The following is a 23,311-nucleotide window of genomic DNA, read 5'->3' as shown; positions in this document are numbered from 1 at the left end:
ACGCATAAGGAGTCATCATGACTGTGACAGGCGCCCCCATCGCGCACAGTGTCAGCCAGAACATCACAAGCTTCGCGGAGTTTCGCGAAGCAGTCTCTGATTCGTTTGTGCCGCTCGCGGTGCGGCACAAACCCACGCCCGAGTTTCAAGGCCGGGTATGCAGCACCCGTGTAGATAGATTCGCATTCGCTGAGGTTGCGGCAGGTGCGCACGAGGTTGAGCGCACGCCCCAGCTCATCAGTCGCGGACGCAGCGAGTACTACAAGGTGGGCGTGCTGCTGTCTGGGCGCGGCCTGTTGGTGCAAGATAACCGAGAGCTCACCCTGAGCCCGGGCGATATCGCAATCTATGACACTGGAAGGCCCTACTCGCTCGAGTTCGACGCCGAGTTTCGCAACTTTGTGTTCATGCTACCCAAGGAAACACTAGATATTCCGCTCGAACTCATGGATCAACTCGTAGCATCTCGATTGTGCCCCGCATCACCTGTCACGGCGCTGCTCGCGCAGCACCTACCGCTCGTCCCGCAGGCAACTGCGCATTCGAGCGCCGTCGGTGGAACGCACATTGCGCGTTCCACCGTGGGGCTGGTCGAGGCGGTCTGCCTCGACCAGCTCGGCACGGACCCTGTTGCGCTCGATCCTAAGTATCGACTGCTGCAGGAGGTTCGAGACTACATAGACTCAAACCTGGCGTCACCGACTCTCAGCCCGCCGCAGATCGCTGCAGCGCACTACATTTCGGTGCGCCACTTGCATAGCCTGTTTCGCGCTGAAGGCGTGAGCGTCTCGGCGTGGATTCGCGCGCGTAGGCTCGAACGATGTCAGAGAGAACTCGCAGACGTTCGACTCGCGCACCACGCTATTTCGGTGATCGCATCGCGCTCAGGCTTTGTTGACGCCGCGCACTTTAGCAAGCTCTTCCGCAGTCACACCGGTGTGACTCCACGCGAGTTTCGTTCGCACGCACACAATGGTTCTGCTGAGCACAGCCACTAAAAGTACCAGCTAACCCACGCCAGGTGCATCGCTCTTATTTGTCCCTGTTCATAGGGTGGATACAGATCTCAACACACATCGTTTCGACAATCCAATGGAGGAAAAATGACCGGAAAATATGACCACCTGTTTGTCAAGGAGATGCCCAATATTGGCGAGGACTTCACCAATGAGGGTGACGCGGCGGGTCTCCCTTCGCCACCAAATACGGGCACCCCGCTCGGGTTGATGCGCGCTGATGAGGTGCCGCAGAGCAAGATTCACATGAGCCACACCTGGATCTTTGAGACCGACGAACCTCACCACTGGGTCAACGTGCACGAGCACGACTACGACGAGATTCTCATCTGGACCGGCACTGACCCCGATAATCCTGAGGATCTGGGTGCCGAGATCTATATCGACATCGAGGGTGTTCGGCACATTGTAACGACCTCGGGCTCTATTTATATTCCCGCCGGCACCCGGCACTGCCCGCTCGGCTTCACGAAGGTGACCCGGCCGTTCAACTTCAGCGCGCTGTCACTGAGTTCAAACTACGGCTCTGACGAAGACGGGCGCATCATGTCTGACGCAGATCGCTAGATCTGCGTCAGACAGATCGCTGGGGCTAGTGATAAGGCCGCTAGCTCCAGCGATCTGCAACGGCGGCCAAAACCTCTGGGGGCACAGTATTCCTCCTGTGGACACACTCGTCCCAGGAGGATTCTTTTACCCCGTTCGCGGCCTGCGCTGCTGCCCCGGCACCGCCCGCCCCGCCACATGCTCCATCGCCACCGCCCACACCGACCTGGCCGGCCGCCACACCATACCGGGATCCCACCACCTCGGCCCCCGCACCTCGGGCAACCCCGCCACCATACGCACATGCCAGCCACCCGCCTCCACACTGCGGTGATGCCACCAACACAACAAAACGCCATTCTCAGGCGTCGTCTTCCCACCGGCCGCCCACCCCGTCACATGATGCACCTCACACCACGCCCCCGGCACCGTGCACCCGGGAATCACACAACCCCCATCACGCGCCGTGATCGCCCGCCGCTGCACCGCCGTAAACAACCGGGCCGGGCTCTCAAGCCCCACAATCCGCCCCGTCTCACCCACCAGCACCCGCTGCGTCGCGCCCGCACACATGCTGTGCCGCACCGCCGCAAACCCCACCGGCACCGGCACCCCGTCAGCACCGTGTAGCCACGCCGCCCCCACCCGCTCGGGCCGGCCCTGCACACCCGTGCTGGTACGGCCACCACCAGCGTGCGTGCCGCCGCGGCCCGCCGCCTGCTGCGCTTCAGCCTGATCGGCGCGCGCGATATCGCGGGCCAGGCTCGCCGCCAGCTCGGCCTGGGTCGTCTGAATGAGTACCGTCACCGGCGCCCCACCCTGAGTAGGCATCTCGGCGGCCTGCCCGGCCATCTGAGCGATCAACATGAGCGAGTCATGCATCTTCTGCCCCTGCGACCGGGCATCCTCTGGCCGGGGCGTCAAGTCGGGCTCAAGATCTTCGGAGTCTGGTTCATCAGCGACACGAAACCGCACCCGCGACGCCTCGGAAAGATCACCCGTCGGGTTGTCGGTTGACACGGCTGACTCGGTTGAGTCGGTCATGTTGCCCGGGTCGGCCGCACTCGCCGGGTCCGCCGCGCTCGCCGGGTCCGCCGCGCTCGCCGGGTCGGCCGCGCTCGCCGGGTCGGCCGCGCTCGCCGGGTCGGCCGCGCTCGCCGGGTCGGCCGTGTTGGTTGCTGTGTTCGGGGAGTTGAGCGCCGTGATCAAGTTGCCCAGCAGCGCCGCCACCTCGGGCGTGAGCGCCCCACGCACGGGCACCAGGCCCCGCCACATACGCCCCAACCGAAACGAACGACGAGCAAGCACCGACTCCTCGTCAGGCTCAGGCCCGTCTTGATCAAGCGCCGTCACCCAATACGCGCAAATCTCGCGCACCGTGTCATGCCCCACCGGCAACCGCTCCGCCACCACACCCGCATCAACATCGCCGGCCGCGTCAACATCAGCATCAGCATCAGCATCAGCATCAGCGCCAGCATCAAGGTCAGCATCACCCGCAGCACCTGCAAGGCCGTGGTCTTCGGGATACCCCGCCGCTTGATTCACAATGCACCGCTCAGCCTCTGCCACCTCCGCCGGATCAACATGACCGGGCACCTTGCGCAGCGCGTCAGCAATCATCTGCGCTGTCTCAAACGACACATCGCCCGCATAAAACGCGGCCGCGATCGCCGGAAACACGGGCCCAATCACACCACCCGAATACCCTTGGTCAGGGCGTAGGTCACTCGCGAGCAGGGCACGCTGCCGCAGCAGCCGATGAGACCTACGCGTAATGCGCTGCAGCACATCAACCCCGTCGCGACACCCCAACCGGCCCGCAAGCGTCTCACGCGTATCACCCACGCAACGCTCCACCACCGTGCCCTCGGCCCGCACAATCAACGCTTCGAGCTGCCGGGACGCCTGCTCAAGCCCGGTTACGAGGGCGAGCAGGGAGTCATCTGCGATGAGTGCGAACTCGCGGTCACCCATACGCTCAGAAAGGTCAGCCAGACCTGACACAAGCTGCTCCGCTTCAGCTTCAACGGTCAAATCCTCTGTCCCAGCAACGTTGCTGGACATGATCCAAGCATAACACATATACGAGAAACGTGTTCGAAAGAATCAAAACAGTCGAAACTAGTAACTACCGCGTTGGTCGCCCGCAGGGGCGCCCACAACCCAACACACAGCCACAACCATAACCGACCACAACCACAACCACAGAAAAACCCTGGGGCCCGCGTAAACGCAGACCCCAGGGTATAGAACTCAATCCTTATTAGACCTTGCTCTTGTACTTAGGCGCAAGCGAAAGCGCGCTGAACCGGAACGGGCGGTCAACACGCGTAAAGCCCAGCGGGCAGTGCACCGTACCAGCGGGAATGTAGACAGAACCCGACGTGGTGATCACATGCCGCTCGCCGTCGATGTCCATGTAGATCTCTGCCCCGAGATCGTGCGGATCGTCAGGGTTTGAACCCGTCCAAATGAGAATCTCATCGTAGTCGTGCACGTGCGGGTTCACCCACAATGTCTCTTGATCACTTTCGTGCACCCACACATGGGTCATGTTCGCTTGTGCCTCGGGCACCAGGTCAGAGTTCATCAACCAGTACCCCTGGCCAAGGTTTTCGGGATCAGGCAGCCCTGCCTGATCACCCTCAGCCTCGAACTCATCTTTCGTGTGTGGCATGTTGCGCACGAATAAGCGCTCGTAATCACTCATGTTTCCTCTTTCTCTAGGTATTTCGTTAGGCTCTAAAACTTTGGTCCGGTGCAGCAGTGTCAGATCTTCGCCGGGCGCCGCTGCCAGTGGTGCCACAGCGGCCTGTACCCCATGCGGCACCAGAACGGCCCCGACCTCGGATTGAGCGCGGCATAATCAAGCTGCACCCGCTCGATGCCAACTGCTTCGATGCGAGCGTGACCGAACTCGACGAGCGCCTCCCCAAGGCCACCACCGCGCACACGCGGCCGCAGATACATGGCTTGCAGGTGGGCAATAGAACCACCCTCTGCGCACATTGCCCGGTGTCTTGGTGCATCGATCTCAATACTGAGATACCCCGCAGCGCCCGTCTCGTCTTCAACGATCCAGGTCCAGCTTGGATTTTGCGCCAAACGCTCGGCGATCATTGCGCGCAACACCGCCTGCGCCCCCTGTCGCACCGTCACTGAACCGTGCTGGGCATCGTGCGCGAGCAGCTCACTGTCAAGCTCGGCGAGTAGATCGAGATCAGCTGCGCTGGCAGGCCGCACCCACAGCCCCGCCGCAGTGAGTGCATCACGGGCGCGAGCCTCGCTCGCACCGCGGGCCCCGATCCGGATCCCAGCAACGCCCACGAGCGCGAAGCCGCGCTCAAGCAGCGGGATCGCGAGAGCGGAGTCGCGTGCGGGGGCGGTGAGTGTAAGCGCGGTATCCCAGGGGTTTGGCGTACGCCACGAAGCAGTGGCAGCGTCTGTAAGCCAAGCGTCGAGCAGTGCCCCCAGAGGGCCCGGCTCACCGTCCCACCGCAGCGCAAAGTCCTCGCGTTCAGCTGCTCCCCAGATCGCCTCAGGAGCGCCTGGGTCGACGCTCACACGCGTGCGCACGCCGCCCGCAGCTATGCCGTGGGGATCGAATTCGACCAGAAATTCACCCCCCGATTTGACGTCGCGATCGGGTAATTGCGGGTCAAGCGTAGCGTCGCGCGCGTTCCACTCGGCGGCAGAATGTTCGATGAGTGCAGTAATCCCTGCGAGCGCAGTGTTGAGTTGAGGGTTCAACGCGAGTCTCCTAAGAATGGGGCACGAAATGCCGGTCAGACAACGGGCAGGTCGAGTGTGTCAGCGAGCAGTCCCTGCGTGTAGAGGTCTTGTGGGGCGTCCATCACGCTCGAAACATCGCCGTGCTCGACAATGACCCCCTGGTTGAGCACCGCTACAGAGTCCGCGATGCTGCGCACGACCGCCAGATTGTGGGTGACAAAGATCATGCCCAACCCGTCATCGGTCAGGCTACGCAGCAGTTCGACGACCGAAGCCTGCACCGAAACGTCGAGCGCACTGGTCACCTCGTCACAAATAAGCACCGTCGGCTCGGCTAGGAGCGCACGGGCGATTGCGACGCGTTGCCGCTGGCCTCCCGAGAGCTCGGCCGGAAACATGCTGGCCATGCGGCCCGAAATTTCTACACGCTCAAGAACGTCGGCGATGCGAGCTTTTGCCGCCGCGCCCCGCAACCCCGAGAACAGGGTGAGCGGCGCCGCGAGCGAGGCTCCCACCGTGAGCCTCGGGTTCAACGACCCAAACGGGTTCTGAAAAATGTATTGCAGGCTCTGGCGCGCCTCACGGGACCTCTTGGCCGCGGCCTGCACAAGCGGTGCACCGTCGAGCTCAACCGCGCCAGCCCACTGCGTATGCAAACCAATCAAACACCGAGACAGTGTGCTCTTGCCTGAGCCAGACTCCCCCACGATCGCCACACACTCGCCGCGACGAACATCAAGCGAGATGTCGTTTAGCACTCTATGCGCCCCATAGGAGGCCGATAGACCAGACACCCGCAGGAGCGGAGCGTCTCCCGCTTCGCGCGCATGGACCGGCGCAGGCACAATTTGAATGGGATCGGCAGCTGCCAGTTCGTTTGCGCGAATACAGCGGGTTTGCACTGCACCTACGCTCACAAGCTCGGGCACAGCCGCCCGACAAGCGTCGGTCACAAAAGCACAGCGCTCTGCAAACACGCAGCCGCTTGGACGGTCGGTGATGCTCGGCGCGCGGCCGGGGATCGGGATCAGGTATTGGCGCTGCTGGGTCGACGGCAACGCTCGCAGCAGCGCCCGCGTGTACGGGTGAGCTGGCGACTGCAACACGTGCTCAACGCTGCCCTGCTCGACAACCTGGCCGCCGTACATAACCGTCACGCTGTCGGCGACCTCTCCCACGACCGCAAGGTCATGGGTGACATAGATGGCAGCAATGCGGTACTCGGCGCACAGACGCTGCACGAGTTCAAGTACCTTCGCCTGCGTCGAAACGTCTAGTCCTGTAGTGGGCTCGTCAAGTACAAGCAGGCGCGGCTGCGCGACGACAGCCATCGCAATAGCAATGCGCTGCTGCTGCCCACCCGAAAGCTCGCTTGCGTGCCGCTTCAAAAATGTATCATCACTCGGTAGCCCGACCGCTTCGAGCACTTCCCTAATTCGGGCCATTGCTTCGCCCTTGGGCCCGTCTAATGCTTCGAGAAGTTGCGTCGACAGACGCATCGCCGGGTTGAGCGCCGTCGCGGGATCTTGCGCAATGTACGAGACTTGAGAGCGCCGGGCCGCACGCAGCCCCGCTTCGTCAAGCGCTAGTAAATCGGTTCCATCAATCTTTACAGAGCCAGCACTAATCGTGCCGCCCGGCCGTGTGTAGCCCAAGAGCGCAAGGGCGAGCGTGCTCTTGCCCGAGCCTGACTCACCGACAATTCCCATCACCTCCCCTTCTTCTAACGAAAGGGAAACCTGCTCGATGATGGTCGTGGGAGAGCTTGTAAGCGAAACAGTAAGGTCGCGTACTTCAATGGTGGTCACGGTTAATTCCCTTCTGTGCGCGCGATGACACGGGCGCCACCCTCGGCAATGAGGTTTCCGCCAATCGTGAAGAGGGCGATCATGACGATGGGGGCAAGCACTGCGAATGGTTGGGTAGCAAGACCTGTGCGGTTTTCGCTCACCATGAGCCCCCAGTCGGGGGTAGGCGGCTGGATTCCGTACCCGATAAAGCTGATTGAGGCGAGAATACCGACAGCCCACATGAGCCTGATGCCCAGTTCAACGAGCAGCGGCGAAGTAATGTTTGGCAGCACCTCACGCGTCAAGATTGATGCGGGCTTCACGCCGACGGCGCGCGCCCACAGCACGTATTCACGATTGACAATCGGAATTGTCGCGCCGCGAATCACTCGCGCAACTCCTGGAATGAGCGCAACGACCACGAGCAGCACGAGTAACAGAGGGCTCGGGCCAAGCATCGAGACGAAGAGAAGCGCCATGAGGATTCCGGGAAAGGCGAGCAGTACATCCATGAACCGCATGAGTAGTGTGTCGACCCAGCCACCAAAATAGGCGGCCAACATTCCAACGAGCGCGCCAAAGAAGACCCCAACGACGGCTGTTACAGGCGCCATCCACGCGAGGTAAGCGCCGCCCGAAAGCACACGAGAGAGCACATCGCGCCCCAGCTGATCAGCGCCCAGAAGCAAACCGTCGCCGGGCGGCGCGTACGGTGTCGAGACGGGCTCTGTGGGAGGAAAGGGTGCGACAAGGTGCCCGAAAAAGGCAACGAGCGTCATGACGACGACGAGCAAGATACCCCAGCGCACCTGACGCACCGCCAAGAAGCGTCGCATGACACCGGCGCGTGCGGGCTGCGCTTGGGACTCTGCCGCTGGCCCCGCCGGAGGTTCTGCAGATGGGCCTTCTACTCTGCGGCTGGGCTCGAGATTTGGCGCTGATGTGTGAACCGTTGGTTCTACGTGAGTCATGGCTTCTCCTAGGCCTCTCGCGACTTCTGGCCGCCCTGCTGAAGCAGGTCTGCGATGAAGTTAAAGACGAAGTATGCGGCCGCGATAATAAGGACCACGGCTTGAATGAGTGGCAGGTCTCGGTTGCCCACCGCTTCCACGAGCACCGATCCAATGCCCGGGTAAGAAAAGAGATACTCGACCACCACGGTGCCGCCGATCACAAAGGCAGCGACAAGCGATGCGGCCGGAATGATGGGGGCGAGTGCGTTGGGAAGCGCGTGCCTGTAGAGGATTCGCCTGGTGCTCAGACCTTTCAGCCGAGCTGTTTGAATGTATTCACTCTGCATCACGTCGATAAACGAGACGCGCACGAGGCGAGCGAGATAGGCCACCCCACCGATTACGAGCGTCATAACAGGCAGAACGAGTGCGGGGATATGCCACCAGGGCATATCTGCAGGCGGAATCAATGCGACCGGCGGAAACCAGTGAAACACGGTCGTGCCAAACAGTGCAATGAGCACTGTGCCGAGCACAAACTCGGGGGCGGCGTTGACCACCATTGAGCTTCCCATGAACACATTGTCAAAAGCGCGGTCGCGCTTTTGCGCTGCAATAACACCGATGACAAGCGCGATCGGCAGCATGATCACCATGGCGAGAAGCCCCAGCGTGGCCGAGTTGCGCACGCGAATCGCGAGAATGTCGGCAATGGGCGCACCATTGGTGAGCGATGTGCCCCAGTCACCGCGCAAGATGCCGGTGAGCCAGTTGAAGTACTGCGTCGAGAGTGGAAGGTTGAGCCCCAGTTGCTCGCGCAGGGTTTCGAGCCGCTCAGGGGTCGCATTGACGCCGAGAATGACTCGGGCGACATCACCCGGCATCGCCTGGGTGGCAAAAAAGATCAGCACCGAAACCAGCAGCAGCGTAATAACGCCCTGCAGTACCTTGCCGCTTATGCGCTTCAGTTTGCGACGCCGTGCGCTGGAGCGTGTTTGTTGCTCTGTGGCGCGAGACAGCGCAATAAGTTCAGTCATGCCCGTTTCCTTCACTTCGTTGTGGCGGTTGCAACCGGTGCGAGGCCAGGGAGATCCCTGGCCTCGCTTTCGTTAGCTGACGGTTACGCCTGCGAACTGAATCGCAGAGCGACCAAACAGATCTTTCTTGAGCCCTTGAACGTTGTCGCGGTATGCCGTGATCGACTGTGAGAATGCCGGCACAATGTAGCCGCCGCGCTCATATTCAATCTCTTGCATCTGGGTGATGAGGTTGCACTGCTCGGTCTCGTCGGCCGTGGCAAACAACTTTGCGGCGAGCGCGTTGAGCTCTGGGTCGTCCATGTGCGCGGTGTTCTCTTCACCACCTGGCAGCAGGTGCGTCTTCACAACCTGCAGGTAGGGGCCGCCTGCGTAAGCCACCGCGAACGGCCACTCTGTCCACTTCGAGAGGAACGTCGCGACGTCGAGCTTCTTGACTTGGATGTCAATGCCAGCTTCGCTTGCGTTCTGAGCAAAGAGCTGCGCGACCTCCATCATGCCTGGGAACCCACCGTCGGTGACAAGCTCAAGCTCGAGATTCTGCTTACCTGCCTCGGCCAGCAGCTTCTTTGCGCGTTCGATGTCTTGCTCGCGCTGCGCCACATCGGGTGTTGGGCAGTCGCTCTTCTTGCCGTAGAAGTCGTTTGCGACCGCAGCAAAGCCGCCAAATGCGTTATCGACAATCTGCTGCCGGTTGATCGACAGGCGAAGCGCCTCACGCACGCGCGGGTCGTCAAACGGTTCGAGATCCATGCGCATCGCGATCGTCTGATAGCTTGCGCTGTCGCTCACCAGGATCTCAATGTTCTGCTCTTTCTCGAGCGAGGCCACGTCGGTGTAGGGCACGGAGTAGGCGACATCGATCTGGCCACCGCGTAGCGCGTTCGTAATGGCCTGCTGGTCTTGGAAGAATGCGAGCTTCAGGTGATCAAAGCCGCTCGTTTCGCCCCAGTAGTCGTCGAATTTTGTGAGCTTGGCCTCTTGGCCAGCAGTGAATGAATCGAGAGTAAAGGGACCTGTGCCGACCGCCGTGTCAGGGTCACTCGGATCGTCGAGCCCGCGCATCACCAGACGCTCAGACGCAAACGCAAACGGCAGCGGGCCGTACGGTTCGGTGAGTTTCATCTCAACGGTGTGATCATCGACCTTTGTGATGCCATCGGGGTCAACCATTGAAATGGCGGTCGCTGCTGGGAACGCGTTTTCGGGGTCGAGGATGTAGTCGAGGCTTTCGATCACATCATCGGCGGTGAACTCCTCGCCGTTGTGGAGCTTCACCCCCTCGCGCAGGTGGATCGTCCACTCGTCGAGCGTGTCGTTGGGGTCCATGCTCTCCGCCAGGTCATAGTTGAGCCCACCGTCATTGCTGAGCGTCGTGAGCCCGTTATATAGCTGGCGCACGAGCGTGCCGTTAGAGATCGCGCTCGCGTCGCCGTAGGGTTGCACCTCGTCCTTCGTGCTGCCCACAATGCCCAGCACGAGAGTGTCGCTTGATGATTCGGCGTCGCTCGGAGCCGGGGCACATGCTGTTGCCGTGGCGATGAGCGCGGCGCTCAGGGTGAGCGCCGCCGCGCGGGTAATACCCCGAGCACGACTACTGGTAAACCGTCCCATGACTCTTCCTCACATGTTGTTTTCAAGGGAAATGAGGCGTAGATGCTGTGTGCCTGGCGCACGAGGTCGCTTCGTTGCGGGCTCTCGTGAGCTGCCTCACCGCCCATACTGCGCTTGGCGCGGGGCGCGAAACAACGCTCTTCAGGCAGCAATGCACCAGAACACAAAACCGCTGCTCTGCTGTACAAGAAACCGGCGACGGTCCATGAAGATACTGGATCAGCCACAGATCGGCATGCCAGGAGGTGCGCAAAGATGCGTTCGAAAATGCGTTCAGTGTGCGTGCGGGAACTTCCCGTGCACCACATCGATGATGCTGCCCAGATCGGTCTTGATCTCGCCGTCGAGACCATCTCAGACTCCGACACCGTACGTTTCGCCCATCGACACGCCTTTGCACAGTTCGTACTGATCGACAACGGTGCAGGTGAGCACGTGATCGACGGTGTAGCCTACCGGGTTCACCCCGGTTACGTTCACGTCGTCGCACCGGGTCAGGTGCATTTGTGGCGTAATACACAGAGTCTCTCGGCCCGGGCACTCATGTTTTCTGAGGAGTTTCTTGATCCTTCTGGGCCCCTTCCACCAAAGCTGCGAGAACTCTTACTGTTCGGCCAGGCACCTGAGCGCCCGACACCGGCGTCGCTGCGCGCGCTACGTTCGCTGCTCGCCGCCTTAGAAGCGGCAGTGGGCATCGAATCGAGGCGGCACCTCGCCCTCGCGTTCTTGTGGGAACTGGCTCAGGCGCCGCTCCGGATCGCTCATACGTCCACCCAGGTGACGCTCGTGCAGCAGTTTCAGGGGATCGCGATGCGCGCGCCTAACGCACGTACGAGCGTGGCGACCTGCGCGCTCAAGCTGGGGGTTACACCGGGACATTTGAGTGAACAGGTTGTCGCTGAGACCGGTTCAACGCCCGGTCAGATTCTGCGCCAGGCGGTGACTCGGGAGGCGCAGCGACTGCTGCGCGGCACCGATCTGTCGGCCGCTCAGATTGCAGCGATGCTGGGGTTCAATGAGCCTTCGTACTTCAGTAGGTTTTTTCGCCGCGAGGTGGGGTTCACACCGAGTGAATTTCGCAGCGATGCGCACTTCGCCCATCATGAGCAGGCAGCTTCATAGCGTGCCACGTTCAAGAAGCACGGCGACGTCGCTAGCAGCACCGCGTAAGGTCGGAGTCGGCCTGATCGTGCTACTAGGCCTGCTGGAGTCTTTCGGCCCGCTCTCGATGGACGTGTACATGCCGGCGTTGCCTGAGCTCGCGCGCACCCTTGAGACGAGCGACGCTGCAGCGCAACTCACCATGGCCGTGTGCATGTTGGGGCTGGGGCTCGGGCAGCTCATAGCGGGCCCGCTGAGTGACCGTTGGGGACGTCGTGTGCCCGTGCTCGTCGGAGTGTTGGCTTTCACCGTCTTTTCTCTCGCCTGCGCTTGGGCTCCGACGATTCAATGGCTGCTGGTTTTTAGGGCACTGCAGGGCATCGGCGGGTCAGCAGGCATGGTGATTGCGCTCGCAATTGCACGCGACCTCTTTTCTGGTGTGCAGCTAGCCCGAGCCCTCGCTTGGCTCACCGTGGTGGGCGCACTCACCCCCGTATTCGCACCGCTTCTCGGCGGAGTGCTGACGCTCGTGATGGACTGGCGGGGTGTGTTCGTAGTACTCGCAGGGCTCGGCGGGCTCATCTTCACGATCGCCGCGCTTTCGTTGAAGGAATCGCACCCCGTTCATCAACGAACTACTCAAGGTTCACGCTCGTTCGGGGCAGATTCTCGAGTGCTGCTGAGCTCAGCCCACTTTCGACTGTTGCTCATCATAAGTGCCTTCTCTGGCATGGCGTTCTTCACATATCTATCAATGTCGAGTTTCGTCTTACAGGCCAGCTTTGACCTCACACCGCAAGCATTTTCCCTCGTCTTTACGGCGGGGTCAGTCTGCACAATCCTGGGAGCACAGCTCAGTCGTGTGATTGTCGTGCGCACTGGTTCGCAAGCCCTCTTCCTAGCGGGACTCGGCATCGCCGTCCTAGGCGCTACTATCGCCTTCGTCAGTGCGCTCGCGCATTGGGGGCTCGTCCCGTTCGTCATTGGGTTTGCTGTGTACGTTTTTTCCACAGGCTTCACACTCCCAAACGGTAACGCTCTCGCACTCAATGATCACGGAAGCCGCGCCGGCACCGCAGCAGCTCTCATGGGCACAGCCTCTCTCGCGCTCGGCCCAATTTTTGCACCGACCATCTCGCTGCTGGGCGTGACACCACTCATCCTTGCTGCGGCCGTCACCGGCACAATGTTTTGCTGCCTCGCGATTGGGCTGTTCGGCCTCCGCCGCTCCCCCGATCCGACTCGCACGCCTCACACCTCACCTATCGAGGATCTTCCGTCATCAATATCACAGGAGAAGAAATGACTACTATCCACGACCACCTGTTCGTCAAGCACATGAACTCGTGTGCCTCAGATTTCATCTATGAGGGCGAACCAGCAGGCCTACCTAACCCCACGAACGTTGGCGAACCGCTGGGCTTGATGCGTTCGATCGACGTACCGCAGAGCAAGATCCACATGAGCCACACCTGGATTTTTCCTATCGATTCGGAAGTCCACTGGGTCGACGAGCACGAGCACGACTACGACGAGATGCTGATCTGGACGGGAACTGACCCCGACAATCCTGAGGACCTGGGCGCTGAGCTCTATTTTGAGATCGAGGGGGTACGCCATGCTGTAACAACCTCAGGTTCGGTGTACATTCCGGCCGGGGTCAAGCACTGTCCTCTCGGATTTACCAATGTCACACGCCCCTTCAACTTCAGTGCACTGTCGCTGAACGCGAATTACTCCTCTGGAGAGGAAGAGTAAGTGACACGCGTACGCGATCTCGGTTTTCCCGTCGATCTCGGCGTCTTTGAGCCCGGCCCGCACAACGCGATTACTGATGTCGATGGGGTGCGCGTCGGTCACACGACCCTCATTAGCGGTGAGGGCGAGTTGCGGGTGGGCGAAGGGCCGGTGCGCACAGGCGTCACAGTCGTGATTCCGCGCGATGAGCCCTGGCATCACCCGCTATTCGCCGCGCCATTCAGGCTCAACGGCAACGGCGAATTGACTGGGCTCGAATGGATTCGCGAATCAGGCATGTTGACGAGCTACATCGGGCTCACGAACACGCACAGCGTCGGCGTCGTGCGCGATACCCTCATCGCGCACGAAGCTGCTGCACGAGACGACCACGAGGTCTTCTTCTCGCTGCCTGTGGTGGGCGAGACCTGGGACGGTGTGCTCAACGACATCAATGGCTTTCACGTGCGCCCCGAGCACGTACATAAAGCCATCGCAAACGCGGTGTCTGGGTCGGTAGCCGAGGGCAGCGTCGGCAGCGGCACAGGGATGATGGCCCACGGTTTCAAAGCGGGCATCGGCACCTCTTCACGCGTGCTTCCAGCAGACTCCGGTGGATACACCGTCGGTGTGCTCGTGCAAGCCAACCACGGCGAACGCGAACGTTTCACGGTCTCAGGCGTGCCCGTAGGGCGCGCGTTCTCACGGGAGCTCCCCAAAGAACGCTACTTTACGGGGTCGCGATATCAAACGCGCGACTCCGACGGCTCGATCATCGTGATCGTCGCCACCGACGCCCCGCTGCTGCCGCACCAGTGTGCTCGCCTCGCGAAGCGCGCCTCACTCGGGGTGGCTCGGGTGGGCGGTGCGGGTGAGAACGGTAGCGGTGATTTGATGCTGTGCTTCAGCACAGCGCACGATGCACTGCCAGCGGGGTTCGAACGTGGCAGCGGCAAGACAGCAACGGTAGAAATGCTCTCAAACGAGCACATCGATCCGCTGTTTCACGCGGTCATCGAAGCAACCGAAGAAGCGATCTTGAACGCAATCGTCGCTTCGCCCGAGATGATTGGCGCCGATGGGCATCGTGGCCCGGGCATTCCGCTCGACTTGCTCGAACGCTACCTACGGAGTGAAGCCGCCTAGGTGGCGTGATCCGGCACAAGAAGTATCCCGGGGGCGCGAGCTGCGTCCCCGGGATACTTCTTGTGTGTGATTACTGCACACTCACGCCTTCGAGCTGAAAGGCTGTGCGGCCAAACAGGTCGGGAGTGAGGCCTTCCACGCGATCGCGATATGCCGTAATCGACTGTGAAAACGCAGGCACGATGTCACCGCCTCGGTCGTGTTCAATCGACTGAAGCTGCGTGATAATCTCGCACTGTTCATCAGGGTCGGCCGTCGCGTACAACTTCGCGGCAAGCTCGTTGTACTCGGGGTCGTCCATGTGAGTCGCATTCTCTTCGCCACCGGGGAGGAAATGGTTTGTGGCCGTCACCATGTATGGGTTCGAAGTGAACCCAATCATGAACGGCCATTCAAGCCAGCGGTTCAAGAAAGTTGCCACATCGAGCTTCTTCACGTTGACCGTCACGCCGGCCTTCTGCGCGTCTTGCGCAAACAGCTGGCCGACCTCCATCATTCCAGGGAACGCGGCGTCAGTAACGAGCTCGAGCTCGAGGTTTTCGACCCCGGCCTCCGCCAGCAGCTTCTTCGCCTGTTCGATGTCTTGCTTGCGCTGTGGCACGTCAGGCGCCGGGCACGAAGTGTTGTTACCGATGAAGTCGTTCGCAACAGTCGCATAGCCGCCAAACGCGTTCTCCACGACGCGCTCCCTGTCGACCACGAGGCGCAATGCCTCACGCACCCTGGGGTCGTCAAACGGAGCCTCATCCATGTTCATTTCGAGCAGCTGATAGCTAGCGCTATCGCTCGCAAGAATTTCAATGCCGTTCTCTGATTCGAGCGTCTTCACATCGGTGAACGGCACCGAGTAGGCGATGTCGATCTGGCCGCCGCGCAGCGCGTTCGTGATTGCGGGCTGGTCTTGCAGATACGAGAACTTAAGGTGTTCGATCTCGATCTGTTCACCCCAATAGTCGTCGAATCGCGTGAGCGTAGCTTCTTGACCGGGCGTAAATGAGTCAAGCACAAACGGCCCGGTGCCTACCGGCTCCTCCGCGGTCGCTCCCTCGATTGACCGCATCGCGATGCGGTCATCTGCGAACGCATCTGGCACTGGCCCAAAGGGGTTCAGCAGCTTCATTTCGACGGTGTAATCATCGACCTTCGTCAATCCTTCTGGATCAACGAACGCGATCTGGGTCGAGGGCGCAAACGCGTTTTCCGGATCAAGCATGTACTTGATGCTTTCGATTGCGTCGTCTGCTACGAACTCTTCGCCGTTGTGCAGCTTCACGCCTTTGCGCAGGTTGATGGTCCAAACATCAAGCGTGTCATTGGGTGTCATCGCTTCAGCCAGGTCATAGACAACTTCACCCGTACTGTCGTAGCGCGTCAGCCCGTCGTAGATCTGCTGGTACAGCGCACCACCCGACACCGAGTTTTGCGCAGAATAGGGCTGCTGTTCGTCTTTCGTATTACCGACCATGCCGATAGTCAGGTTGCCGCCCGATCCCGCGGCCGCGTCGTCAGCGGCGGGGGCGCAGCCAGCGAGCGCTCCCAACGCGAATACGCCTGTGATTCCTAGCGCGAGGCTACGTTGCCATCGCGACTGTGAAATTTTATTCATCGAGATTCACTGTGGCTCTTGAGTGGTGCCGCGCAGCGGATCACTCACTACGTTCTTCGCGTTCGTTGGCCGGGAGATACTGACCGTCACCGCTGAGCGCGAGTGCCATGAAACGGAACGGTCGATCGACCCGGTTGAAACCAAGCGGGCAGTGCTTGGTGCCGGCAGGCACATACAGTGAACCCGACGTTGTGATGATGTGGCGTTCACCCTCGACATCAATAAAGAGCTCGGCGCCGAGGTCACTTGGGTCGTCGGGGTTTGAACCCGTCCAAGTGAGGACCTCGTCGTAGTCGTGCTCGTGCTCGTGTACCCAGTCGACGCGTTCGTCGGTGGGATGCACCCAGCTCATCGTGAGGTACGCCTTCGCCTCGGGCACTTCAGTCGAGCTCATGAGGGCCCACGGTGCGCTCAGATTCGCGGGTAGAGGACGCCCTGCGGCTTCGCCCTCGTTCACCATGTCGAGGCGGCAATCACGAAGCTTACGCACGAACAGGTGTTCATAGGGGCTTTCAGTCATGGTCTTCACAGTCCTTCTCGTGTGCGGGTGCTGGGGTAGCGCCCGAGTGCCCCCAGCGTAGGCAGAGCAGAGCCGACACAGCGATGCACTGGACACGGGTTCGCTGGTACTTTCATCGAGCATTAACAGGTGTCTTAGATCATGAAAGTCCTAGCCTTACCGTCATTCGTGCATCGCCAGCGTGCCGCAAATTTCGTATGTTCGTGTGACAGTTAGCAATCCAGCAGCGTTCTTGCTGGCCGTGTGATGGCCTCGGATTGGCCGTAGACAGGTGCCAAAAATGACAAGACCCAGAGTCAAGACTGCACGACAGCTCGGAGCGGTCGTGCTCTCAGCACTGATCGCAACTTCACTTCTTTCTTGTGCGCCTAGCGCCGGGGGCGACACCGCGGGCAATGCTGCAAGCGCGAGCAGAATTTCAATTGGCATGGTTGGTGGCACAACCGACGAACTACAACCGTATGCCCAGCACGGCTCGGTATCGAACCTGGCGCTGTACCAGCAGCTCTACGAAGGGCTAACCACCTTCGACAAAGACGGCGCGGTGCAATACGTTCTTGCGGAGTCCATGGAGCCCAATGAGACGCTCGATACTTGGACAATTCATCTGCGAGAAGGGGTGAAGCTGCACAACGGTGAAGACTTCACCGCGACAGACGTCCAAGAAAGCTTGCAGGCCATGCTTGACCCGGCGGCTGCGTGGGCGTTCTCCTCATCAATCGACTTTGTCGACCCCAACAAGATCAAGGTTGTAGATGAACACACGCTCGAGCTCGAGCTCAGCGAGCCGGTCGGCCCGCTCCCAGAGCTATTCGCGATGGACCGCATCTTGATGCGCAGCACCAAGAATGCCAGCGAAGCGGAGCCCGTGGGCACTGGGCCGTACCAAATTGAATCGTTCACCCCGGGCCAAGAGGCGAAGGTCGTAAAGTTTGATGACTACTGGGGTGAGAAAGCCACGATCGACGAGGTCACTCTGGCTTACTTCCAAGAGCTCACGGCGGTCACGAACGCTCTTCACGGCGGCCAAATCGACGTGGCCCACGGGCTACCTTTTACCGAAGTGGCGAACTTTGAAAGCGATCCCAGTATTGAACTGCTCGCAGCTGACAGCGCAGCATTCTCACTCATCGGCATGCGAACCGATATCGCGCCCCTGAACGACCCACGCGTACGTGAAGCCCTCAGACTTGTGATTGATCGTGAAAAAATCGTGAGCAACGCCTACGGCGGTTACGCAACAGTCGCGAACGACTTCGTGACACTGAACACGGCGTGCGACGCCCCTGAGGTGCCCCAACGCAAGCGAGACATTTCACATGCCAAACAACTTCTGAAGGAAGCAGGGGTTGCAGACCTCTCGCTCGAGCTCGTAACGAACGCCGGGCAGCCAGGCATGCTTGAAACGGCGCAACTGTTTGCACAGCAGGCAGCCGAAGCCGGAATCGATATTCAAGTCAACCGTCTCGACACTGCGGCATTCTTGAATGAGTGGACCGAGTGGCCGTTCTACATCGGTCGCTCGTCGAGCCCCTACATTATTACTGCGACCAACCACTTCAGCCCCGGTGGGTCTGAAAATGCGTCACACTTCGATGACAAAGAGTACAACGACACCGTCGCTAAGCTCTACGAAACAAGCGATCCGGCACAGCAGTGCGAGCTGATCGGCGAGCTCCAGCAGATTGAGTACGAACGCGGCCCGTACATTACTCCGGCCTTCGGCCAGCAGATCGTGTTCTACCGCAACAACGTACACGGGCTCGAGCCCAGCCTGTACGGTCACACCGCATACGATCTCGCCGGCGTGACCGTCGACTGATATCGTCGAGCAGCGTGCGCCGCAGGTCACCTGCGGCGCACGCCACGTCGCTACTGCTGCGGCAGAAACGCGCGGCCGAGCAGCTCAGCGAGCCCGTCAGTGTCATCGAGCGTGAAGATGCCCGCCACGTACTGGTCAGGGCGCACAACGATCACGGCTCCGTCGCGGCTCACGCCACGCTCCTCGAAGATGTCGACGTCGCGGTGCACCGCGTAGATCTTCTCGTAGTCGGTGAGGCCGAAGGGTCCAGACGCCGGCAGAAATAGCTTTGACGCCCGCTCAATCGCAACATCGTGGTGCTGCTCTTGGTAGACGGCCTTCACATCGAACACCGAGTCGACATCGGTGCCCGTGGGCGTGAATCGGCGTACGGGTGAGCCGTCGGCCAGCATGGCGTCGGCCCAGCGGCCCAGCTTCTCTCCCCCGGCGTCAGCGAACGCGTAGATGCGGTAGCGGCCGTCGGCGCGGTGGTGGTGCCCCAGGTGCACGTCGACGGCGTCGGCCACCCGCGTCGTTTCAACTGACTTGAAGCGCTTGCCGATGGGAAAACCGGGCGCGAGCGCCTGGTGTGCGAGGTCGCCCACCAGCATCGACTCGGTGTACTCGGTCATAAACCCGGCAGGGAACTCGGCGGTCTGCAGGTAGAAGTCTTCAAGCTCAGACGGCGAGTCGAACTCTTCGGGCTTCTTCGCCATGAGCGACGACCATTCGTGGTCGAAGTCGATCAGGTTCTTCGAAGTCACCCAGCGCTCGGCCGAGTAGGTCTCGAGCAGCGCTTCGGGGCTGCGCCCCTCGAGCACGTACCCGAGTTTCCAGCCCAGGTTCCAGCCGTCTTGCATCGACACGTTCATGCCCTGGCCGGCCTTGGCGCTGTGCGTGTGGCAGGCGTCACCCATCAAGAACACGCGGGGCTTACCGTCAGGCGAGGTGGCGGCGTCATCAAAGCGGTCGGTGAGCCGGTGTGCGACCTCGTAGACACTGTGCCAGGGCACGTCTTGCACGTCGATCGAGTACGGGTGCATGATCGCGTTGGCCTGAGCCACCACGTCTGACAGCGGCGTCTTGCGCACCTTGCCGCCGTCGCTCTCGTCGACCTCACCGAGGTCGACATAGATGCGGCAGAGGTGGTTACCCTCGCGCGGAATATGCAGAATGCTGCCCGCTTCAGAGTGAATAATGCACTTCTTGCGAATGTCGGGGAAGTCGGTCTTCGCGAGCACGTCCATCACGCCCCACGCGTGCATCGAGGTCGAGCCCGAGAGCGATCCACCGATCGACTTGCGCACGCGCGACCCCGCGCCGTCTGCGCCCACCACGTACTTGGCGCGCACCGTGCGGGTCTCGCTCACTGTAAGGTCGTCTGCCGCCGCGTTGATGCCTGCGCCACTGTGGCCACTCACCCGGCGCAGCGTCACTTCGACGGGGAACTCACCCTCGCCTACCGTCAGGTCGACGAACTCCCAGCCGTAGTCGACCTTGCTTCGGGCGGGCGCGCGCGAGCCGTACTCGGCGAAGTAGTCGATGACGCGGGCCTGGTTGACGATGAGGTGCGGAAACTCGCTGATGCCCTTGGCGTCGTCTGGCGTAATCGAGGAGCGTACGATGTTCTCGCGGTTCTCGGGGTCAGGAGTCCAGAACACGGTCTCGGTGATCTGGTAGGCCTCTTGCCGAATCTGCGCGGCAAAGCCGAACGCCTGAAAAGTTTCGACGCTGCGCGCCTGAATGCCGTCGGCCTGGCCCAGCACGAGGCGCCCCTCGCGGCGCTCAACGATGCGGGTGACCACGCCGGGAAACTGCGCGAGCTGCGCCGCGGCGACAATGCCCGCGGGGCCGGATCCGACGATCAGCACATCGATCTCATCGGGGAGGTCTTCGGGGCGGTCTGCGCCAACGCCAGCGGCGGGGAGGACGCGCGGGTCGCCCGAGACGTAACCGTGATGGTGAAACTGCACTGTAACTCCTTGTGAGCGTCGTTGCTTTGTTCATATAATGAACATGTCGTTTGAATATCGCACACTGATCATACGCTTTTCGTGCGCCAGACTCAATACTGACTCCCACCCAAAGTTCCCAGCGGCCCCTAGAGGAGAATGTCGAGATGAGCCCAACCACCAAAGCCGCCGCGACTATTACGCCGGCGCAGCCCGCCCCCGCTGGATCGCAGACCCTCGCGCGCGGACTTAAGGCGCTCGAGATCTTAGGTGAGGCACAGCGCCCGCTGTCGATCGCTGAGCTCGCCGAGGAGCTCGGCGTGCACCGCTCAAACGCGTACCGGCTGCTGCGCACACTCGAGGAGTACCGCTTTGCGCTGCGCGACGACGCGGGGCTCATTCGCCTCGGCCCACGCATGGCAGCGCTCGCGCGCGGCGTCGCCCCGGGGCTCACGACCGCCGTCACCCCCGAGCTCACCCGGCTCGCGCAGGCCACCGGCATGACCGCGTTTGTCACGGTGCTCGACGGCGACGAGATCATCACGCTCGCGTCGGTCGAACCCGTCGGCGTGGCAGCCGCGGTAGCCCGGCGCCCGGGTGACCGCCACTCCTGGCAGCTGGGCGCCCCAGGCCACGCGATCGAGGCGTCACTCAGCCAGGCCGAGCGCACGTCACTGCTTGGGCAGGAGGCCGCCACGCCCGAGTCAGTCTCGGCGGCCGAACGCGGTTATGCGCTCAGCGAGAGCGAGGTGATCGACGGCGTCACCTCAATCGCGGTGCCGCTGCGCATCGCGGGTGAGGCGCCCGCCGCCATCGCGATCGTGCATTTCAACGCTCCGGATCCCGTTGAAGACGTCGTCGCCGCGCTCAAAGCCGCCGCCGAGCGGGTCGCCCGCAACTACCGCTAGCGCGCACCACGGGTGTGGGTCCTGCGACTCGCTTCGCTCCCGCAGGACGACGAAGTGAGAAGCTCCCGCAGGACGACGAACCACCGAACGGGCGAAGGCCCGGTCTCACCGCTTGGCTGGGTCTGGCAGGAGCGCGGGCGAAGCCTGCGCGACCGGAGAGCGGTGAGACCGGGCCTTCGCCCGTTCGGTGACACTACCTCACCATTTCGCGGGTTCCTTCTCCCAGATGAAGTGGCCCGTCTGCTGCTGCTCTTCGTACTCGTGCTCGAGCGGAATGCCCGTGCGGTCGCGCAGCAGCAGCGTGGCAATGAACGCCACCACCATGACGCCCGCGATGTAAAACGCCACCGAGGTGGCAGACCCCGCCGTAGCAACCAGCCAAGCCGAGATCATGGGCGCGAACGCACCGCCGAGAATCGCGCCGATCGCATAGGTAATCGAGACGCCCGAGTAGCGAATCGAGGCGGGGAACAACTCGGCGAAGTACGCCGCCTGCTGGCCATACGTGAGCCCGTTGCCGATGGCAAACAGTGCGAGCCCCAGGAACAGCAAGAACACACTGCCCGTATTGACGAGCGGAAACAGAATGAAGACAACGGCAAGAAACGCGATCCAGCCGGCAATGTAGGTGTTCCTACGGCCGATCCGGTCAGAGATCACACCCGCAAAGAACGTCACCGCGAGCCACACGAGCGAAGCCGCCGCGACCGCGAGCAGCACGGGCGTGCGCTCCATGCCCACGTGTCCCCCGTCTTCGAGCGGCTGCGTGGCGTAGTTCTGAATGTAGCCACCGGTCGTCATGTAGCCAGCCGCGTTGTTGCCCGCGAAGGTGAGGGCAGCGAGCAGCACGAGCAGGCCGTGCTTCTTGAACAACTGCACAGCGGGCATCGAGCTGCGCTCCTTACGTTCAGCGATCTCGTTGAACACGGGGCTCTCTTCAACCGTGCGGCGCACGATGATGCCCACCACGATCAGCACGATGCTCAGCAGGAACGGAATGCGCCAGCCCCACTCGAGGAACGCTTCGCCGGGCGAGATGACACCGGTCATGAGCGCGAGTACACCCGAGGCGAGCAGCAGGCCGATCGGCACGCCGATCTGCGGGAACGCGCCCATGCGACCGCGTTGCCTCGTGGGTGCGTGCTCGACAGCCATGAGTACGGCGCCGCCCCACTCGCCGCCCGTCGAGAGACCCTGCACGATGCGCAGCAGCACAAGCAGCACTGGCGCGAGCATGCCAGCAGTGTATGCGCCGTGGTTATATGTCGGCAGCACACCAATGAGCGTGGTGGCTACACCCATAAGAATCAGCGTGATGACGAGCATCGCCTTGCGGCCGATGCGGTCACCGTAGTGGCCCGCAAGGAACGCACCGAGCGGGCGGAAGAGGAAGCTCACACCGACCGTCGCGAACGACAGGATCGTCGCAAACTCGGGGCCGGCGGGTTCAAAGAACAACTTGCCAAAGACGAGGCCTGCGGCGCTCGCGTAGAGGAAGAAGTCGTACCACTCGATCGTGGTTCCGATCACGGTGGCGGCTGCGACGCGGCGCAGCTCGCTACGTTTCTCTGGCGTGATGGGAATGGAATATGTACTGGCGGGGGTAGACATTATGTTGAGGACTCCCTTGTCGGTTTCAAGTCAACCTCCGTGAAGTTCAACTATCGAACTCTCTGCCCGATTGTTGCACACGGTGTGTTGAGTGTCACTTTAGCCAATGGTCTCAGATTTGTCACCTTTGCACCCCTGTGCCGCTATGCTTTCAGTGTCCAGCCCGGCCGCCACAAGGCCCGGCCGGCAAGGCGCTCGAAAAAGGGGCGCTGCTGCCGGGTACGCCACAGGTGCCCCG

The 23,311-nt window shown here is 61.4% G+C and carries 19 protein-coding genes; 8 read left to right on the top strand and 11 right to left on the bottom strand.

Going from position 1 to position 23,311, the window contains the following annotated elements:
* Positions 1 to 17: 17 nt before the first annotated feature.
* Positions 18 to 998, top strand: a complete 981-nt coding sequence (locus ACXR2T_RS01525) for an AraC-like ligand-binding domain-containing protein (RefSeq protein WP_458840082.1) — start codon at positions 18 to 20, stop codon at positions 996 to 998.
* Between the two features lie 105 nt (positions 999 to 1,103).
* A complete protein-coding gene (locus ACXR2T_RS01520; RefSeq protein WP_458840084.1) occupies positions 1,104 to 1,583 on the top strand; it encodes a hypothetical protein in 480 nt (159 codons plus the stop codon).
* A 126-nt stretch (positions 1,584 to 1,709) separates the two neighbouring features.
* Here ACXR2T_RS01520 and ACXR2T_RS01515 read toward each other — a convergent pair whose 3' ends face one another.
* The 7 genes from ACXR2T_RS01515 to ACXR2T_RS01485 form a co-directional block, all read right to left on the bottom strand.
* A complete protein-coding gene (locus ACXR2T_RS01515) occupies positions 1,710 to 3,629 on the bottom strand; it encodes an HNH endonuclease signature motif containing protein (RefSeq protein WP_489945470.1) in 1,920 nt (639 codons plus the stop codon).
* Between the two features lie 199 nt (positions 3,630 to 3,828).
* A complete protein-coding gene (locus tag ACXR2T_RS01510) occupies positions 3,829 to 4,275 on the bottom strand; it encodes a hypothetical protein (protein ID WP_458839686.1) in 447 nt (148 codons plus the stop codon).
* A 59-nt stretch (positions 4,276 to 4,334) separates the two neighbouring features.
* Positions 4,335 to 5,315 carry a GNAT family N-acetyltransferase gene (locus ACXR2T_RS01505; protein ID WP_458839688.1) on the bottom strand — a complete coding sequence of 327 codons (981 nt, stop codon included), beginning with the start codon at positions 5,313 to 5,315 and terminating at the stop codon, positions 4,335 to 4,337.
* A gap of 35 nt (positions 5,316 to 5,350) precedes the next feature.
* Positions 5,351 to 7,105 carry an ABC transporter ATP-binding protein gene (locus ACXR2T_RS01500; protein WP_458839689.1) on the bottom strand — a complete coding sequence of 585 codons (1,755 nt, stop codon included), beginning with the start codon at positions 7,103 to 7,105 and terminating at the stop codon, positions 5,351 to 5,353.
* Positions 7,106 to 7,107: 2 nt separating this feature from the next.
* The gene (locus ACXR2T_RS01495; RefSeq protein ID WP_458839691.1) at positions 7,108 to 8,058 is read right to left on the bottom strand and encodes an ABC transporter permease; all 951 of its coding nucleotides are present in this window, start codon (positions 8,056 to 8,058) and stop codon (positions 7,108 to 7,110) included.
* 8 nt (positions 8,059 to 8,066) lie between these two features.
* Positions 8,067 to 9,077 (bottom strand): ABC transporter permease, encoded by a 1,011-nt coding sequence (locus ACXR2T_RS01490; protein ID WP_458839693.1) that lies wholly within the window; start codon positions 9,075 to 9,077, stop codon positions 8,067 to 8,069.
* Between the two features lie 72 nt (positions 9,078 to 9,149).
* Positions 9,150 to 10,691 (bottom strand): ABC transporter substrate-binding protein, encoded by a 1,542-nt coding sequence (locus ACXR2T_RS01485; RefSeq protein WP_458839695.1) that lies wholly within the window; start codon positions 10,689 to 10,691, stop codon positions 9,150 to 9,152.
* Positions 10,692 to 10,988: 297 nt separating this feature from the next.
* Between ACXR2T_RS01485 and ACXR2T_RS01480 the strand changes: the two genes are divergently transcribed.
* The 4 genes from ACXR2T_RS01480 to ACXR2T_RS01465 are packed head-to-tail and all read left to right on the top strand — an operon-like array spanning position 10,989 to position 14,675.
* Positions 10,989 to 11,813 carry a helix-turn-helix transcriptional regulator gene (locus ACXR2T_RS01480; protein WP_458839697.1) on the top strand — a complete coding sequence of 275 codons (825 nt, stop codon included), beginning with the start codon at positions 10,989 to 10,991 and terminating at the stop codon, positions 11,811 to 11,813.
* A 1-nt stretch (position 11,814) separates the two neighbouring features.
* A complete protein-coding gene (locus tag ACXR2T_RS01475) occupies positions 11,815 to 13,098 on the top strand; it encodes a multidrug effflux MFS transporter (protein WP_458839699.1) in 1,284 nt (427 codons plus the stop codon).
* Positions 13,095 to 13,550, top strand: coding sequence for a hypothetical protein (locus ACXR2T_RS01470; protein ID WP_458839701.1), 456 nt, complete (start codon positions 13,095 to 13,097; stop codon positions 13,548 to 13,550). Before ACXR2T_RS01475 ends, ACXR2T_RS01470 begins: the two co-directional genes overlap by 4 nt.
* Positions 13,551 to 14,675 carry a DmpA family aminopeptidase gene (locus tag ACXR2T_RS01465; protein ID WP_458839703.1) on the top strand — a complete coding sequence of 375 codons (1,125 nt, stop codon included), beginning with the start codon at positions 13,551 to 13,553 and terminating at the stop codon, positions 14,673 to 14,675.
* 70 nt (positions 14,676 to 14,745) lie between these two features.
* Here ACXR2T_RS01465 and ACXR2T_RS01460 read toward each other — a convergent pair whose 3' ends face one another.
* Together ACXR2T_RS01460 and ACXR2T_RS01455 are read right to left on the bottom strand one after the other, a co-directional pair.
* Complete coding sequence (locus ACXR2T_RS01460; protein ID WP_458839705.1) at positions 14,746 to 16,281, bottom strand: ABC transporter substrate-binding protein; 1,536 nt, start codon at positions 16,279 to 16,281, stop codon at positions 14,746 to 14,748.
* Positions 16,282 to 16,321: 40 nt separating this feature from the next.
* Positions 16,322 to 16,801: a hypothetical protein gene (locus ACXR2T_RS01455; protein ID WP_458839707.1), complete on the bottom strand. Its 480-nt coding sequence runs from the start codon at positions 16,799 to 16,801 to the stop codon at positions 16,322 to 16,324.
* A 427-nt stretch (positions 16,802 to 17,228) separates the two neighbouring features.
* Between ACXR2T_RS01455 and ACXR2T_RS01450 the strand changes: the two genes are divergently transcribed.
* Positions 17,229 to 18,623, top strand: a complete 1,395-nt coding sequence (locus ACXR2T_RS01450; protein WP_458839709.1) for an ABC transporter substrate-binding protein — start codon at positions 17,229 to 17,231, stop codon at positions 18,621 to 18,623.
* A gap of 50 nt (positions 18,624 to 18,673) precedes the next feature.
* Here the strand turns inward: ACXR2T_RS01450 and ACXR2T_RS01445 are convergent, their stop codons facing one another.
* Positions 18,674 to 20,575 carry an FAD-dependent monooxygenase gene (locus ACXR2T_RS01445; protein WP_458839710.1) on the bottom strand — a complete coding sequence of 634 codons (1,902 nt, stop codon included), beginning with the start codon at positions 20,573 to 20,575 and terminating at the stop codon, positions 18,674 to 18,676.
* Between the two features lie 146 nt (positions 20,576 to 20,721).
* Here ACXR2T_RS01445 and ACXR2T_RS01440 point away from each other — a divergent pair, with 146 nt between their 5' ends.
* Positions 20,722 to 21,462, top strand: a complete 741-nt coding sequence (locus ACXR2T_RS01440; RefSeq protein ID WP_458814031.1) for an IclR family transcriptional regulator — start codon at positions 20,722 to 20,724, stop codon at positions 21,460 to 21,462.
* Positions 21,463 to 21,660: 198 nt separating this feature from the next.
* Here ACXR2T_RS01440 and ACXR2T_RS01435 read toward each other — a convergent pair whose 3' ends face one another.
* The gene (locus ACXR2T_RS01435; RefSeq protein WP_458839712.1) at positions 21,661 to 23,073 is read right to left on the bottom strand and encodes an MFS transporter; all 1,413 of its coding nucleotides are present in this window, start codon (positions 23,071 to 23,073) and stop codon (positions 21,661 to 21,663) included.
* Positions 23,074 to 23,311: the final 238 nt, after the last annotated feature.

It is taken from the genome of Leucobacter faecis, from assembly GCF_054456635.2.
Note: the sequence above shows the minus strand (reverse complement) of the source record. Positions and strands in the feature narration are given on the sequence as shown.